Genomic DNA, 15,775 nt, shown 5'->3' on the forward strand with positions numbered 1-15,775 from the left:
GCGTCCATGAACCATCTATCGCCTGTGCGCGAAGAATACGAAGTCGACCTGCAACCCTTGACCCACATCCCGCTGGAGCGGGCCTTGCCGTTGAGGCAGCGCCTCTGGCAGCAGGGGTGGTTGCGCAAAAGCCTGATTTTGCTGTTGCTGGCGGTGCTCTGGGAAAGCGTGGCCCGCTACCAGAACAACGACCTGCTGCTGCCGGGGTTCCTGCAAACCGCCAGCGCGCTGTACGGGGGCCTGGTCAGCGGCGAGCTGCTGGGCAAGGTCTGGATTTCCCTGGTGGTACTGCTCAAGGGCTATCTGCTGGGCATTGTCTTGGCGTTCGGCCTGACCACCCTGGCGGTGTCGACTCAACTGGGCCGCGACCTGCTCAGTACGTTGACGTCGATGTTCAACCCGCTGCCGGCCATTGCCCTGTTGCCGTTGGCGTTGCTGTGGTTTGGCCTGGGGCAGAACAGCCTGATTTTCGTCCTGGTGCACTCGGTGCTGTGGGCGTTGGCGGTGAACATGTACGCAGGCTTTCTCGGGGTGTCCGACACCTTGCGCATGGCCGGGCGCAACTATGGGCTCAAGGGTCTGCGCTTCGTGCTGTTCATCCTGATTCCGGCGGCGCTGCCGTCGATCCTCGCCGGGTTGAAGATCGGCTGGGCCTTCGCCTGGCGCACGCTGATCGCCGCCGAACTGGTGTTCGGCGCCACCAGCGGCAAGGGCGGCCTGGGCTGGTACATCTTCCAGAACCGCAACGAGCTGTACACCGACAAGGTCTTCGCCGGGCTGGCGGTGGTGATCCTGATCGGCTTGCTGGTGGAAAACCTGGTCTTCGACAGCTTGGAACGGGTGACGGTCAAGCGTTGGGGGATGCAGCGTTGAGCGGTGCTGGCGAGCTGTTCGGGTAAGCATTCCGGGCTTGGGCGACCGCCTTCGCACAGGTTTATTTATCGGCCGCCCCCGTCGGCCGGGTAAAGCCCCGGCCTTTTCCTTTAGACTTGCAGCCCTCAAGCACGCCTTCGGGACACGGAATGCCAAGCCCTCGCCACACTCTTCGCAAAGCCCTGATCGCCTGGCTGTATGCCTTGGCGCTGTTGCATCTGCTCGCCGGTTTCATGCTGAGTTGGGCCGGGCATTCGGGCGTGTTCGATGACTATCTGCTCACTCTCGAACAAGCGTTCTGGGCCTCCGACGCGGCGCCTGCGGCGGCCAGGGCGCAGCAGGTCTGGTGGCTGGCGTTGTTCGGCGCGACGTTGCAGAGCTATGCCCTGTACATGCTCGCCCTGGTGCACATCGGCCATCGCATGAAACGCGCCGCGCCCTGGGGCTGGATCATCGCCGGCATCCTGCTCTGGGCACCCCAGGACATGTTGATCTCCGCCCAGGCGCGGATGTGGTCGCACCTGTGGCTCGATGGCGTGGCATTGCTCCTGCTGCTGCCGCCGTTGCTCTGGCTCTATCGCCACGACGGCAACGGCTGTGCAGCCCGGGAGGCCCGCCATGGTTGATCTGGCATCCGCAGGCAAACCGTTGATGTACCTGCTGGCGGGTAACGGTAGCGCCGCCGATTGGTGGGATGACGTGCTCCCGCATTTTGCGCACTACCAGGTGGTGCCGCTGGAGTTGCCCGGTTTCGGTGACAACCCACAGGCGCCCTGCGAAGACCTGGCCGCCTACGCCGAGGCTTTGTTGGCGATGACGGCCAGGGGCAGCGCGATCACCGCGGTCGGGGTGAATGCGTTGTTGGTGCTGCACGCCTTGCAACGTCAGCCCGGGCACTTCCAGCGCAGCGTATTGCTGGCGCCGGTGGGGGCGTTCCTGTGGCAACGGCGCCTGCCGGCACTGATGTCGCCATTGCCGGTGCGCAAAACCATCCATTGGTTGCTGGCGAACAAACCGACGCTGTTTGCACGCAAATTCTCCAACCGGCCCTGGACGCCTGCGCAATACCTACGCATGGGCGCTGGCTACGCCCGCTGCCGTGCCTTCGTGCCGCACTGGGACCTGGTGCGGGCGGACACCGCGTTGCCGCTGCTGGAATGGATCACCGACCCGGTCGAGTTGGTCTGGGGCGACCAGGACAACATGCTGGGTGTCGAGCAGGCGGCGGCCTGGTCGGCGATTCTCGCCCGCGCCGACCTGACCATCAGCCTGAAGCCAGGCTGGGGCCATTACCCCTGGATCGACGCGCCGGCCGAGTTCGCCGCGTGGCTGGAGTCGGGCGCGCGTGGGTTTGTCGCGCACACCAAGGGCGGGCGTTTGCGCCTGGCTGCGTTGGCCGGGCAAGCGGTGCCGCCGGCGCTGACCCTCAATGAGTGCCACGACCCGCGCCTGCCGGCGTTTCTGGCCAGCCAAGCGCACGCCACGTGGGCGGTCCGCTCGTCCAGTTATGGCGAGGATCAAGCCGATGCGGCGAACGCCGGCCTGAGCAGTACGTTCCTGCGCGAGCCGGCGAGCCAGGTGCCGGGGCGCATCGCTGAGTTGACGGCGATGGGCGTCGAGGAAGTGGTGGTGCAACGCTTCATCACGCCGCAGCTGTCCGGAATCGCTTTCGTGCGTCACCTGGCGGTCGAGCTGGAGTGGGTCGAGGGGCACCTCGAGTCGTTGGCCGATGGTCAGGTGAGCCCCCGGCGCGCAGTCATTTCTCGCCTGGGAGCGGCCTGGAACTGCGGTGCGTTCGAGCCCACCCACGGTCTTGACGCCGACCTGTTGTGGCGCTTCCTGCAAGGTGTGCTGCGGGTTTTCCACTACGTGCCCGGTGACATCGAATGGGCCTGGGACGGCCAGCAACTCTGGCTGTTGCAGTACCGCCCGATCAGTGATTACGGCTGGCGTCGACACCTGACCGCGGCCAACATCGCCGAAATTCTGCCGCCCCAACCCAGCGTGTTGGTGGAGTATGCCCAGCGTCGTGCGGCGGCAAGCATCCCGGCGATCATGGCGCGTTGGGATGCACGGGTGTTGCAAGACAACGAGCCTTTCACGGCCGTGTTTGGCGGCGCGTCGTACATCAACAACGACTTGTTTCTCGCCCGGCTCGCCGACTGGGGCATCCGTTCCAGCAGCTACGCGGGGGAGGTCGGCGGGGCGACCCCGCGGTTGTCCTGGCGACCGGTGCGCCTGGTCCGATCACTGCCGTTGTTCCTGCGCATGCAGCACGTGGCCCGTGGGCACCTGTTGACGCTCGAAGCCGGTTTGCGCCGTTTCGATCATGAGCTTGCGCAACTGGCCGGGCAGGGCGCCGGAGGTCAGTCACTGGCCGATTGGTTCACCCGCTTCTATGTGTTCGTGGTGCAGGGCAACCTGTGCATCGCCACGGCATTGGCTAGCAGCGGTGGCGCCTGGCTCGGCCGGCCACCCACCGCCTATGACAACCTCGAGTCCGCCCCGCATCGGTTGCCCTGGGAAACCGACCCGGCCACGCCGCGTCCGGCCCCGACCGAGCTGCCCTTGCAAGCCTTTCCCCATTGGTCCCTGCCCGTACGCCTGGCGCATTCGGCGGGGCTGCCGGGGTTGCGTGGCTACTATCTGCAAGTGCGCGAATGGTACCGCGACAACCTGATGCGAATGTTCTTTCGCCTGCACCACGCCATGCCGCTGGCTGACCGCGCCCATTGGTTCGCGCCGCACCCGGACATTCGCAGTCGTGACGGCAGTTTTTGGCAGGACGGTCGCGAGGGCACCGAGCAGGCAGCGGGCTTCTTGATCTACCCGGGCCAGGCACAAGGCATCCTGGGCGCGGACATCCTGCTGGAAGACACCCTGGACCCCGGTCGCCACGCGCACTATCAGCGTGCCCGGGCCGTGATCGCGCGCATGGGCGGTCGCCTGTCCCACGGTTCGACCTTGTTGCGCGAACTGCGCAAGCCTTCGGCGGTACTGCCTCAGGTGGATGCCACGTGGCTCGGGCGGGAGGTGGTGTACCGCGACGGTGAGTTGACCTTGTTGGACAAGTCGCCAGCGGCCGGGGGGTGATCTGCTAGCATTGCGTCTGGATCAATGTTGATCTGTCACGAGTGCTCAGCATGCAACTCCCGGACATGAACCTGCTGGTCGCCCTCGATGCCCTGCTCGACGAGGGCAGCGTGGTCGGTGCGGCGCGACGGATGAACCTGAGCCCTGCCGCCATGAGCCGTACCTTGACGCGAATCCGCGAGGCCGTGGGTGACCCGATCCTGGTGCGCGCAGGCCGTGGACTGGTGCCGACACCCAAGGCCCAGGCCCTGCGCGAACAGGTGCGCGACGTGGTGGAGCAGGCGGCGCTGGTCTTCCGTTCGGCCGATGCGGTTGACCTGAGCACCTTGCGGCGGCGTTTCAATGTCCGGGCCAACGACTTCTTCGTCGGCGTCTATGGCGGCAAGTTGTTCGACACCCTCGAACGCAAGGCCCCGCATTGCGAGCTGCGCTATGTCCCGGAAGGCGACGGCGATGATGAGGCGCTGCGTGAGGGGCGGATCGACCTGAGCATCAGCAACACCCGGCCAGTGATGCCGGAAGTAAAGGTGCAGAACCTGTTTTCCACCCACTTCGTGGGCCTGGTGCGCGAGGACCATCCCTTGCTCAACGGCGAGATCACCGCCGAACGGTTCGCCGGGTTTTCCCACATCAGCACCTCCCGCCGCGGCATTGCTCGCGGCCCCATCGACACCGCGCTCAACGCGTTGGGGCTGGAGCGACGGGTGGCGGTCATCGCGCCGAGCTTTCATGCGGCCATGTTCGCCTTGCCCGATTCGGACCTGATCCTGCCGGTGCCCAAGGAAGCGTTGCTGAGCGTCAGGCGCCTGGGGCTGCACCTGCGCTCCTTCACGCTACCGGTCCCGTTGCCCACGCTCATGCTGACCCAGGCCTGGCACCCGCGCTACGACAACGACCCGGCCCACCGCTGGCTGCGCGAAACCCTCAAGGCCTGTTGCGACGAGACCTGGCTGGAAGCGCAGACGGGTTGATCGCCAGACTTTGGCTTTGGTGGCAGAGGGTTTCAATTGCTGCGTTAAACGCACTTATAAACTGCCAATAAGTCACTTTTTGTCAGCACTGCGGCTTTTTAAACTGCTCCGGTATTTCTCACTGGAGTGTTAACCCCCAATGACATCCCTCACAACCACGGCGCTACCGACGGCAGCGGCCGCGCCGCCGGCGTTCGGCCCGAGGATCGTCATCGGCCTGGTGGGCGTGTTGCTGGCGGTGCTGGTGTCGGGGCTGAACGAGATGGTCACCAAAGTGGCCCTGGCCGATATCCGCGGGGCCATGGCCATCGGGTATGACGAAGGCACCTGGGTGGTGGCGTGCTACGCCGCGACCTCAGTGGCCGCCATGGCCTTCGCGCCCTGGTGCTCGGTGACCTTCTCGCTGCGCCGTTTCACGCTGTGGGCCATCAGCCTGTTCACCCTGCTGGGTGCGCTGTGCCCGTTTGCGCCGGACTACGAAAGCCTGCTGGTGATGCGCACCCTGCAAGGGCTGGCCGGAGGTGCATTGCCACCCATGCTGATGACCGTCGCCCTGCGCTTTCTGCCGCCGGGCGTGAAGCTCTACGGCCTGGCCGGCTACGCCCTGACTGCCACGTTCGGCCCTGGCCTGGGCACGCCCCTGGCCGGCCTGTGGACCGAGTACCTCGGCTGGCAATGGACCTTCTGGCAGATCATCGTGCCTTGCCTGATTGCCATGGCCGCGGTGGCCTATGGTTTGCCCCAGGACCCGCCGCGCCTGGAGCGCCTCAAGCAATTCAACTGGCGAGGCCTGCTACTGGGTTTTCCGGCGATCTGCATGTTGGTGATCGGCATCCTGCAGGGCAACCGGCTCGACTGGTTCGAGTCGAGCCTGATCTGCACCTTGCTCGGCGGCGGGCTGGTGTTGCTGGTGCTGTTCCTGGTCAACGAGTGGTCGCAGCCGGTGCCGTTCTTCAAGTTGCAGATGCTCGGCATCCGCAACCTGGCCTTCGCCCTGATGACCCTGGCGGGTGTGTTGGTGGTGCTGCTGGCGGTGATCATCATTCCGTCCAGCTACCTGGCCCAGGTCCAGGGCTATCGCCCGGTCCAGACCGCTCCGGTGATGTTGTTGATGGCGCTGCCGCAGTTGCTCGCACTGCCGTTGGTGGCGGCGCTGTGCAATCTTCGCTGGGTCGATTGCCGCTGGGTGTTGGGGCTGGGCCTGGGCCTGTTGGCACTGTCCTGCCTGGGGGGGTCGCAACTGACGTCGGCCTGGATCCGCGATGACTTCTACGTCTTGCAACTGTTGCAGATCTTCGGCCAGCCCATGGCGGTGCTGCCGCTGTTGATGCTGTCCACCGGGAGTATTTCCCCCCTCGAAGGCCCGTTCGCTTCGGCGTGGTTCAACACGGTCAAGGGCCTGGCGGCGGTGATCGCCACGGGCGTGTTGGACGCGTTGACCACCGCACGCCTGCATTTTCATTCGACGATGCTGGTGGACAGCCTCGGCAACGCCCCGTTGGTGGACAACGACAGCGCCGGGCTTGCCCATCGCCTGCACCAGCAGGCGGTGGTGCTGACCTCTTCCGATCTTTACCTGTGCATGGCGGGCGTCGCGCTCGCCCTGATCCTGCTTATTTTCTGGTTACCGACGCGGATCTATCCGCCTCGTGCGCCGCGCTGAACCCTGAAGGTTTCCATCATGAATCAATTGAAAAAGCCCATAGCCCTGACCCTCGCGGCAACCCTCGTGCTCGGCGGGCTGACCTATCTGCTGGCACCGGGACTGTTCGGTAAACGCGTGCAGCAGAGCACCAACGATGCCTTTGTTTCGGCGGACTACACCCTGGTGGTGCCGCGCGTTGCCGGTTTCATCAAGGAAGTGCTGGTGGAAGACAACCAGCAAGTCAAGGCCGGGCAACTGTTGGCCCTGATCGACGACCGCGACTTGCACGCCGCCGCCCAGGCCGCCGACGCGCAGACCCTGGTTGCCCGCGCCCAGCTGGAAAACGCGCGGGCGACACTGGAGCGCCAGGCGTCGGTGATTGCCCAGGCCCAGGCCAATGTGGTCGCGGCCAAGGCGCAGATGGCCTTTGCCGAACATGAGCGCAATCGTTATCAACACCTGGCCGGCGTAGGGGCCGGTACCGTGCAGAACGCCCAACAGGCCCAGACCCGGATCGACCAGGCCACCGCGCAGTTGGCGAGTGCCACGGCGGTGTTGGCGGCCGAGCGCAAGCAGGTGGAGATTCTCACGGCCCAGCGTGACGCCGCCGAAGGTGGGTTGAAACGCGCCCAGGCGGCGTTGGAAATCGCCAGTTTTGAACTGTCGTACACCCGCATCGTGGCGCCCCAGGACGGCATGGTCGGCGAACGCGCGGTGCGGGTCGGTGCCTACGTGACGCCGGGCAGCAAGCTGTTGGCGGTGGTGCCGCTGGCCCAGGCCTATGTGGTGGGCAACTTCCAGGAAACCCAGCTCACCGATGTGCAGCCGGGCCAGCGGGTGAGCGTGCGGGTCGACAGCTTCGGCGGGCAAGCGTTGCTGGGCCGTGTGCAGAGCATTGCCCCGGCGACCGGCGTGACGTTCGCGGCGGTCAAGCCGGACAACGCCACCGGCAACTTCACCAAGGTGGTCCAGCGCATCCCGGTAAAGATTGTCCTGGACCCGGACCAGCCGCTGGCGCAGCGGTTGCGGGTGGGCATGTCGGTGGAAGCGAGTATCGATACCGCCCGTTCGGAGGGTGATGGGCGGGAGGTGGCGCAGCGATGAAATCGAGCCCCTTAGTCGCCCTGTGGCGAGGGAGCAAGCTCCCTCGCCACACAGGCCTGCTGGTCTGTGTGGCATCGGCGCTATGCGCCTGCACTGTCGGCCCGGACTTCCAGCGCCCCGTGGCACCCTCGCCGTCTCAATGGGCAACGCCGGCCAACGCCGCTGCCAGCCAGGTGGTCACCACGGACATGAGCGAGCGTTGGTGGGAGGTCTTCGATGACCCGGTGCTGTCGGCGCTAACCCGTCGTGCCGTGGCCGATAACCTCGACCTGAAACTTGCCGGCAGTCGCTTGCAGCAGAGTCGCGCGGCCCGCCAGGTCATCACCTCGGCGCAGTACCCCAACACCGCCGCCACCGGCAGTTATGGCCGTAAACGCAACAGCGGTGAAGGGCTCAATGACCCGTCGGGCCACAACGGCGATTCGGCTTTCAACCTGTGGGACGCGGGCTTTTCCGCGGCGTGGGAGCTGGATGTGTGGGGCCGGGTACGGCGTGAGGCCGAAGCGGCGGATGCCAACCTGGAGGTCGCGCGGGACGACCGTCGCGGTGTGCTGTTGGCGGTACTCGCCGAAACGGCTCACGACTACCTGCAACTGCGGGGTGTGCAGAGCACCCGGGCGGTCACCGAGCAGAACCTCGACGTGGCCCGCCACAGCCTGAAGCTCACCCAATTGCGCCTGGCCGATGGGGTCGCCACGGATCTGGACGTGGCCGAAGCGGCGGCCCAGGTCGCGGCCATCGAAGCGCGGCTGCCGACGTTGCAGCAGCGCCAAGCTCAACTGATCAATGCCCTCAGCCTGTTGATGGGCCAGCCTCCGCAAGCGTTGCAGGCCGAACTCGCCGCCGACGCACCGGTGCCCCAGGCGCCTCGCCAGGTCGCCATCGGCCTGCCCTCCCAGTTGGCTGAGCGGCGCCCGGACATCCGCCAGGCCGAGGCCCGGCTGCATGCCGCCACCGCAAGCATTGGCGTGGCCAAGGGCGATTTCTACCCGCGCATCACCTTGTCGGGCAACCTGGGCTCCCAAGCCATACAACTCAGTGATTTCGGTTCCTGGGGCTCCCGTGCGTTCGGCATCGGCCCGCAGTTCAACCTGCCGTTGTTCGACGGTGGACGCCTGCGCGGCATGCTGCAGTTGCGCGAGGCCCAGCAACAGGAAGCGGCGGTCGCCTACCAGCAGACCGTGCTCAAGGCCTGGCATGAAATCGATGACCAACTGAGCGCCTACAACGCCAGTCAACTGCGTCGCGACAGCCTCGCCGAGGCCGTGCGCCAGAACCAGATCGCCTTGCGCACCGCGCAACAGCAATACGTGGAAGGCGTGGTGGACTTCGTCACCGTGCTCACGGTCCAGGGCGCGCTGTTGGCCACCCAGGAGCAACTGGTGGAAAGCGCCACGGGCGTGTCGTTGGCGATGGTCGGGTTGTACAAGGCGCTGGGTGGGGGATGGGAGTCGGTGTACCCGGCGGGCGCTACCAATAATCCGGCTTGATGGCCGGCGCCTTGCGCGTGGGGACCCGGTCGGGGAACTGGTGGGATTGAAGCTCATCGCAAGTGACGACGCGGCGCATCCAGTGGGCGTGTTCTCTCAAGGAGCCTGGCGCAAGGCGCTTGGAGCCGGTTCGGTAGGGAAGCACGACGCCGACTCTCAAATGGGGAAAGTCTTCTCGAATAGCTCGCAGTGCGGGCGCCATATCAGTGTCGCCCGATACCAGCACAAGCTGTTCGATACGCTGGTGCTCGGGCAGTGCTTTTTGTCTGGATGCCGTGCGATACATGCTGATTGCGATGTGGACATCGGTTTCCTTTTCTTCAAGCTTCCAGATAGCAACGGTGTCTTGGCGTGAAGCACTGATCTTTTTGCTGACGAAGCGGGGGGCGTTGGCACGCTCGAGCTGGTGACGTCCATAGTGGACAGTAACCTGATTGGCCTTTAATGCGCGGACATAAGCGTCCTGAGCCTCTTTGGATACGATTCCACGCGTTGCCAGTTCCGGTTTGACGGAGGACGTGAAGTAGTCGAGTGAAGAAAATGAACTGTGTGGATTCTCGACGCGGGCTATGTGTATCAGTAGCTGCGTAAGGTTCAGCCATTTATAGGGCGTACCGGCGAGCAGCCCATAAAAAACGTTATAGCCGTCAACAAAAAAAGCGGTACGCACAAGCTCAATCCCCAGAAACGAAAAAACCGGCCGAAGCCGGTGTTTTCACCCCAACGGCCAGCGAATTTAATCGCTGCGTACGAGGTTGAGCAGTGGACGAATCCTAATCCCAGGGTGTTCGTGCGTCAACCGTGGATAGGAAAGCTGCGGCACCGGCGGTTTGAGAGTTGTGTGCTTTTATGGCTTGAGGGCAAGGCGTTTTTGAACCGATTTGGCTAAGTGTATTTCAGGGCTTTTCCGTGTAAGTGACAGTGGCTGATGATTTGAGTAGTCCATCCTGCCTGGCTGATTTTGAGGAGTGTATCTGCCTAAATCCTTGTGGGGTTTGATACCTGCCGGTGTCAGTAAAAAAGCCGGCACCTTTTATCCCCAACTCCAGCCTTTTTGAAACCAGAGATTTCTTCTAGACTCCGCCCATCCGTCAGGGAGTAAAACGGTCATGCGGCGTTTGAGTAGTTGGGTTGTGGGATTGACCTTTGTAGCGTGCGGCGTTCAGGCGCAGACGCCTGATGCAGGCGATCCGTTGCTCGAGAGCAACGCGGCGGCCAGTGCACCGGCTGGCAATGAGGCGCGTGGGGTGCTTCGGGCGCGGGATCAGGCGGTGCTGGCGAGTGAATTGGCCGGGCGTATTGTCGAGTTGCCATTCAGTGAGGGCGAGTCGTTCAAGAAGGGCGATACCCTGGCGCGGTTCGATTGCTCGGCCTATCAGGCCCAGCTCAATGCGGCCCAGGCGGCCAGCCGTGGGGCCAACGAAGAGTTGGCGCATAACCGGCAACTGGAGGCATTGAAGTCGGTCGGGCGTTTCGAAGTGTCGCGGGCCGAGGCCCGGGTCAGCGAGGCGCAGGCGCAGTCCCAGGTGTACCAGGTACAGGTCAAGCGTTGCAGTGTCATCGCGCCGTTCGACGGCCAGGTGGTGACGCGCAAGGTCCAGCGTTATGAAAGCGTGGCGGCCGGCGCGCCGTTGCTGGATGTGGTCGACAACCGCACCCTGGAAATCCATCTGCTGGTGCCTTCGCGCTGGATGGACCGGCTCAAGCCCGGCCAGCCGTTCACCTTCATTCCCGATGAAACCGGCAAGCCGTTGCAGGCCACGGTCAAGCGCCTGGGCGCGCGCATCGACGAGGGCAGCCAGACCTTGCTGTTGGTGGCGAGCGTGCCGGATGCCAGCGGCTTATTGTCCGGCATGAGCGGTACGGCGCGTTTTGCGGAGCCCAAGTGAACGCGCCGATAACGGGCAGCACCGAGCAGGTGTTCGCCCGCTTTCTCGACCTTGAGCGCCAGACGCGGGCTGCCCGTACCCCGGCGCAGTTAAGCTACAGCCTGGTCAATGACGGCCAAGCGCTGTTCGGGTTTCGCCATGCCGCGCTCTTGATTGCCGGCAAGGTGCACGCGGTGACGGGCGTCAGTGCCGTGGAGCCCAACGCGCCGTTCGTGGCATTCGTCGAGCAGGCGGTGGCCCAGTTGTTCAAGCAGGGGCTACTGAACCAGGCCCGGGTGATCGCCGCCGACGGTGTCAGTGAATCCATCCGCGCGGATTGGCGCAGCCTGTCGGCCGGGCAGGTGTTCTGGCTGCCGTTGGTCGATCATCAGGGCCAGGTGTTCGGCGGCTTGTGGCTGGCCCGCGACTTGCCGTGGACCCCGTCTGAACAAGTGCTCTTGTCGCAACTGGGCGACACCTACAGCCATGCCTGGCTGGCCTTGCAACCGCGCAAGCCGTGGCGCCTGCGCTGGACGCGCAAGCGCCAGGTGGCGCTGGTCGCGGTGCTGTTGCTGGGCCTGCTGATCCCGGTGCGCCAATCGGTCCTGGCCCCGGCCGAAGTGGTGCCGCTGGGCGGACAAGTGAAGGCGGCACCGTTGGACGGCGTGATCGCCGAGTTCATGGTCAAGCCCAACCAGGCCGTGAAGAATGGCGACCTGTTGTTGCGTTTCGAAAGCACCAGCCTCAAGGCCCAGGCCGACGTGGCCGAGCGAGCATTGGGGGTGGCCGAAGCGGAGCTCAAGGCCAATTCCCAGCGCTCGTTTGCCGATGCAGAGTCCAGTTCCAAGGTGGACCTGTTGGCCGCCCGTGTCGAACAGAAACGGGCCGAACGCAACTATGCGATGGAGCTGCTCAAGCGCAGCGAGGTACGTGCCGAGCGCGACGGTATTGCCGTGTTTGCCGATGCCGAGCGCTGGCTCGGCAAGCCGGTGCAGACCGGCGAGCGGCTGATGGAAATTGCCGATCCGAACCAGGCCGAGTTGCGCATCGAGCTGGCGGTGGGCGATGCGATTGCCTTGGAGCCCGGCGCACAAGTGGCGCTGTTTCTCGACAGCGATCCGTTGCAGCGGCACCTGGCCTGGCTCGAGCGTTCGGCCTATGAAGCGCAGCCCACGGCGGGCGGCCAACTGGCTTACCGACTGGATGCGCGCTTCGACGCCACGGCGCCGCGCATCGGCCTGCGGGGTACGGCCAAGGTCTTTGGCGAACGCGCCCCGTTGGCCTTGTACCTGTTGCGTCGACCACTGGCCGGGCTGCGCCAGAGCGTAGGCCTGTAGCATGGACCTGCCGAGCCTGCGGCCAGACTTGCAATTGTCCCCGGCGGCTCCAGACCCCGACGGTTCTCCGCAATGGACCCTGGCCGACCCGGTGCGTGGGCGTTATTTCAAGCTGGGTGCGGCGGCGATGCGCATGTTGCGGCATTGGTCCCTGGGCGACCCGGAGCGGGTGCTGCAAGCGGCGAATCGCGAGCCGGGCCTGCCCCTCAACGGTGAGTCGCTGGAACAGTTGCTGGGTTTTCTGCGGGGCCATGATCTGATCAGCGCGATGGACCCGCAACAGCGCGACAGCTACCTGTTCAAGACAGCGGCCCGGCGCCAGAGCCTGTGGCAGGTGCTGCTGCACCAATACCTGTTTTTCCGGATTCCGCTGTGGCGCCCGGACGCCTTCCTCAATCGTGCCTGGCCCTGGCTGGCACGCTTTGGGCCCAAGCTCTTGCGTTATGGGCTGCCGCTGACCCTGGGGCTGGGCATTTTCCTGGTGTCGCGCGATTGGCAGCGGTTCCTGGCGACCTTTCCGCACCTGTTCAGCCTGGGCGGCGCATTGGCGTTCGGCGCGGCGTTGTTTTTTGCCAAGCTGTGCCATGAGTTCGGCCATGCGTTCATGGCCAAGCGCGCCGGTTGTCGGGTGCAGAGCATGGGCGTGGCGTTCATGGTGCTGTTGCCGATGTTCTATACCGATGTCAGCGACGCCTGGCGGATCAATGACCGGCGGGCGCGGTTGTTGATCGGCGCCGGTGGCGTATTGGCCGAATTGCTGCTGGCGTGCATCGCCCTGCTGGCCTGGTCGCTGTTGCCCGACGGGCCGGCACGCACCGCCGCGTTCATGTTGGCCAGCGCCACCTGGATCACCACGCTGGTGATCAACTTGAATCCCTTCATGCGCTTCGACGGGTATTTCCTGCTCAGTGATTTCTGGGCGGTGGATAACCTCCAGGGGCGTGCATTCGCCCTGTGTCGCTGGCGCTTGCGCGAAGCCTTGTTTGGCTATGGCGTGGCGGCCCCGGAACCCTGGTCGCCGAAGATGCGCCGTCGCTTGCTGGTCTGGGGATATGGCTCGTGGTTATGGCGGGCGGCGTTGTTTTTCGGCATTGCCCTGGCGGTCTATCACCTGTTTTTCAAGGTGCTGGGCATTTTCCTGATGATGGTGGAATTGGTCTGGTTCATTTTTATGCCCATCGTGAATGAGTGGCGGCAATGGTGGAGTCGCCGTGAACAGGCCCACGGGCCGCGGGTGCTATTGAGCGGCCTGGTCTTGCTCGCGCTGGTGCTGGCGTTGCTGCTGCCCTGGCGCAGCGCCGTGGAGGTGCCGGCGATGCTCGAAGCCGGGCGCGCCAGTGCGTTGTATGCGCCGGTGGCGGCGCGGGTCAAACAGGTGAATGTGCGCGACGGCCAGACCGTGGCCCAAGGCGACGTGCTGATTGAACTGGAGTCGCCGGACATGGCTTCGCGCCTGGTCATCGTGCGTCGGGAAATCGAGATCCAGCAGTTGCAGATGCGTCGTCAGGCCGGACGCAGCGAGACCGCCGCCGATGCCGGCATCGTCGAGCAGCAGTTGGCCGAAGCGGTGGCGGAGTACCGGGGCCTGGTCGCCCAGCGCGAGCGCCTGTTGCTGCGTGCGCCTCATGCCGGCCAGGTGCGCGACCTGCTGCCGCAACTTTCGGTGGGGCGCTGGCTGTCGCCCACGCAGCCGCTGGCGCGGGTGGTGCAGACCGATTCTCGCCTGCGTGGGTACCTGACCGAGGCCGAGCTGTGGCGAGTCAGTGCCGGTGCCACGGGGCGGTTCATTGCCGACGATCCGATGCACCCTTCAATTGCCGTGCAACTGGATGAGATCGACACCAATGGCGTGGCCTGGGTCGAGCAGCAGGCGCTGACCTCCGATCATCACGGACCGATTGCGGTGCGCCGTGATTCGCAGCAGCGGGCCGAGCCAGTGCAGGCCCAGTACGGCGTGCGCTTGAGCGCGGTCGAGGACGGGGTTGCGCCGCTGCAACCGCTGCGTGGCGTGGTGGTGTTGCAGGGGCATGGCGAGTCGGTGCTGGGAGCGGCTTGGCGCCGGTTGGCGGCGCTGGGTGTGAGGGAAAGCGGATTTTAAGGAGCGAACATGAATTCAGTGGCGGCAGACGGATTGGTGGTGCGGCCATCGCGGGTCAGCGATGGTCCGTTTCTGCAGCGTCTTTACCAGGCGGCGCGTCCGGATTTGCAATGGATCGACGGCGAGCACGAGCAAGTGCAGCAGGTGATCGCCCAGCAGTTCCAGGTGCAGGAACAGGGCCTGGGGGAGAACTTTCCCAATGCCATGCATTACGTGGTGGAGAAGCTCGGCACCGCCATCGGCGCCCTGAGCACGGATTTCGGCCCGAATGAAATCCGCGTGCTGTACCTGGCCTTCATCCCCCAGGCGCGGGGGCAGGGTTACGGCAGGACGGTGCTGCAAGGGGTGCAGAAAGCCGCGCAACACATCCGCTGCCCGGTGGCCACCGTGGTCTGGACCAGCAACCCCCATGCCCGGCGGCACTACCTGGCGCTGGGCTTCGAGGTGCAAGAGCGCAGCCCGGCGGCTGAGCGGCTGGTGTGGTATCCGAAAGGCGACTGACAAAAACACCGACTTCTGTGGGATCGGGCTTGCTCGCGAAAGCGGAGTGTCAGTCAGCAGATTTTTATCTGAACCACCGCATTCGCGAGCAAGCCCGTTCCCACAAAAAGCACAGCTTTGCGGCGGCCTCAGTTACGCGAAGGGAAGAGCCCGTTCAAGGCGATGCTGAAGTTGATGGCCAGGAACGGGTTCATGATCGCCATCGGCAGGCCATTGCCCGTCGGGGCCACCGTTCCGCTGACCGTGGTGGTCACGCCTTTGAGCGGCACCGGTGTGGCGCCGACCTGGTCGGAATAGATATTCGCCGCACCCGGCCCGGTGCCCGAGGTGCCAATGAACGAATTGGTGGGCGTGGGCGCGTTCGCCGGGTTGCTGGCCGGGTTCGCCAACTGCACGGTGGTGGCAGCGGTGATGCCCGTGAGGGTGTGAGTGTGGGTGGGCAGGTTGTTCAGGGTCGCGGTGACGTTTTCGGTGCCGGAGACCTCGCCGATGACCCGCGGGGTCAGGCCCAGCCCGTTGCCCTGGCCCATCGGCAGGCGACCTTGCAGGTTGGGGAGCATGAAGTTGGTCTGGCCGTTGCCGCCGTAATAGGTGCCCAGCAGCGAGAACAGCGCCTGATACTGCGAAATGGCGAGCGTCTGTCCATTGCACAGCGCCCAGCCACTGGGTGCGAAGTTAAAGGCAAAAGACTGGATAGTGCCCATGAATACTTCCATAAATTCCTCATCCCTCAGGTTATTGGTCTGGTGTGGCCAGAGAAGAAGATTGCGTTCAGCCCGATTCCCTGTTCCCTGG

The 15,775-nt window shown here is 64.7% G+C and carries 13 protein-coding genes; 11 read left to right on the plus strand and 2 right to left on the minus strand.

Annotated features, from left to right (window positions below; genetic code table 11):
- The first annotated feature begins 6 nt into the window (after positions 1–6).
- The 7 genes from V3H56_RS00905 (at position 7) to V3H56_RS00935 (ending at position 9,176) form a co-directional block, all read left to right on the plus strand.
- Complete coding sequence (locus tag V3H56_RS00905) at positions 7–873, plus strand: ABC transporter permease (RefSeq protein ID WP_042729574.1); 867 nt, start codon at positions 7–9, stop codon at positions 871–873.
- Between the two features lie 149 nt (positions 874–1,022).
- Positions 1,023–1,499, plus strand: a complete 477-nt coding sequence (locus V3H56_RS00910) for a hypothetical protein (RefSeq protein ID WP_042729573.1) — start codon at positions 1,023–1,025, stop codon at positions 1,497–1,499.
- Positions 1,492–3,966 (plus strand): alpha/beta hydrolase, encoded by a 2,475-nt coding sequence (locus V3H56_RS00915; RefSeq protein ID WP_047736246.1) that lies wholly within the window; start codon positions 1,492–1,494, stop codon positions 3,964–3,966. Before V3H56_RS00910 ends, V3H56_RS00915 begins: the two co-directional genes overlap by 8 nt.
- Before the next feature lie 50 nt (positions 3,967–4,016).
- Entirely contained in the window at positions 4,017–4,937 is a 921-nt protein-coding gene (locus V3H56_RS00920) for a LysR family transcriptional regulator (RefSeq protein WP_123578492.1), read from the plus strand.
- A gap of 139 nt (positions 4,938–5,076) precedes the next feature.
- Complete coding sequence (locus V3H56_RS00925; protein WP_338474103.1) at positions 5,077–6,600, plus strand: MFS transporter; 1,524 nt, start codon at positions 5,077–5,079, stop codon at positions 6,598–6,600.
- A gap of 15 nt (positions 6,601–6,615) precedes the next feature.
- Positions 6,616–7,686 carry an HlyD family secretion protein gene (locus tag V3H56_RS00930; protein WP_338474767.1) on the plus strand — a complete coding sequence of 357 codons (1,071 nt, stop codon included), beginning with the start codon at positions 6,616–6,618 and terminating at the stop codon, positions 7,684–7,686.
- A complete protein-coding gene (locus V3H56_RS00935; protein WP_338474104.1) occupies positions 7,683–9,176 on the plus strand; it encodes an efflux transporter outer membrane subunit in 1,494 nt (497 codons plus the stop codon). The genes V3H56_RS00930 and V3H56_RS00935 overlap by 4 nt, the downstream gene beginning before the upstream one ends.
- Here the strand turns inward: V3H56_RS00935 and V3H56_RS00940 are convergent.
- Complete coding sequence (locus tag V3H56_RS00940) at positions 9,157–9,846, minus strand: NYN domain-containing protein (protein WP_123578495.1); 690 nt, start codon at positions 9,844–9,846, stop codon at positions 9,157–9,159. The genes V3H56_RS00935 and V3H56_RS00940 overlap by 20 nt on opposite strands.
- A gap of 439 nt (positions 9,847–10,285) precedes the next feature.
- Here V3H56_RS00940 and V3H56_RS00945 point away from each other — a divergent pair, with 439 nt between their 5' ends.
- The 4 genes from V3H56_RS00945 to V3H56_RS00960 are packed head-to-tail and all read left to right on the plus strand — an operon-like array spanning position 10,286 to position 14,980.
- Positions 10,286–11,065 carry an efflux RND transporter periplasmic adaptor subunit gene (locus V3H56_RS00945; RefSeq protein ID WP_042729566.1) on the plus strand — a complete coding sequence of 260 codons (780 nt, stop codon included), beginning with the start codon at positions 10,286–10,288 and terminating at the stop codon, positions 11,063–11,065.
- Entirely contained in the window at positions 11,062–12,381 is a 1,320-nt protein-coding gene (locus V3H56_RS00950; RefSeq protein ID WP_338474105.1) for an HlyD family efflux transporter periplasmic adaptor subunit, read from the plus strand. Before V3H56_RS00945 ends, V3H56_RS00950 begins: the two co-directional genes overlap by 4 nt.
- Before the next feature lies 1 nt (position 12,382).
- A complete protein-coding gene (locus V3H56_RS00955; protein WP_338474106.1) occupies positions 12,383–14,479 on the plus strand; it encodes a biotin/lipoyl-binding protein in 2,097 nt (698 codons plus the stop codon).
- A gap of 9 nt (positions 14,480–14,488) precedes the next feature.
- Positions 14,489–14,980, plus strand: a complete 492-nt coding sequence (locus tag V3H56_RS00960) for a GNAT family N-acetyltransferase (protein ID WP_042732400.1) — start codon at positions 14,489–14,491, stop codon at positions 14,978–14,980.
- A gap of 128 nt (positions 14,981–15,108) precedes the next feature.
- Here the strand turns inward: V3H56_RS00960 and V3H56_RS00965 are convergent, their stop codons facing one another.
- Positions 15,109–15,696: a tail fiber protein gene (locus V3H56_RS00965; RefSeq protein ID WP_042732399.1), complete on the minus strand. Its 588-nt coding sequence runs from the start codon at positions 15,694–15,696 to the stop codon at positions 15,109–15,111.
- Positions 15,697–15,775: the final 79 nt, after the last annotated feature.

The organism is Pseudomonas sp. MS646 (assembly GCF_036693845.1).
GTDB classification, from domain to species: domain Bacteria; phylum Pseudomonadota; class Gammaproteobacteria; order Pseudomonadales; family Pseudomonadaceae; genus Aquipseudomonas; species Aquipseudomonas chlororaphis_E.

Bases quoted from the DNA above. Each gene is read 5' to 3' on its own strand.
- V3H56_RS00905 (WP_042729574.1), top strand. From the start codon at position 7: ATGAACCATCTATCGCCTGTGCGCGAAGAATACGAAGTCGACCTGCAA.
- V3H56_RS00910 (WP_042729573.1), top strand. From the start codon at position 1,023: ATGCCAAGCCCTCGCCACACTCTTCGCAAAGCCCTGATCGCCTGGCTG.
- V3H56_RS00915 (WP_047736246.1), top strand. From the start codon at position 1,492: ATGGTTGATCTGGCATCCGCAGGCAAACCGTTGATGTACCTGCTGGCG.
- V3H56_RS00920 (WP_123578492.1), top strand. From the start codon at position 4,017: ATGCAACTCCCGGACATGAACCTGCTGGTCGCCCTCGATGCCCTGCTC.
- V3H56_RS00925 (WP_338474103.1), top strand. From the start codon at position 5,077: ATGACATCCCTCACAACCACGGCGCTACCGACGGCAGCGGCCGCGCCG.
- V3H56_RS00935 (WP_338474104.1), top strand. From the start codon at position 7,683: ATGAAATCGAGCCCCTTAGTCGCCCTGTGGCGAGGGAGCAAGCTCCCT.
- V3H56_RS00945 (WP_042729566.1), top strand. From the start codon at position 10,286: ATGCGGCGTTTGAGTAGTTGGGTTGTGGGATTGACCTTTGTAGCGTGC.
- V3H56_RS00955 (WP_338474106.1), top strand. From the start codon at position 12,383: ATGGACCTGCCGAGCCTGCGGCCAGACTTGCAATTGTCCCCGGCGGCT.
- V3H56_RS00960 (WP_042732400.1), top strand. From the start codon at position 14,489: ATGAATTCAGTGGCGGCAGACGGATTGGTGGTGCGGCCATCGCGGGTC.
- V3H56_RS00965 (WP_042732399.1), bottom strand. From the start codon at position 15,696: ATGGAAGTATTCATGGGCACTATCCAGTCTTTTGCCTTTAACTTCGCA.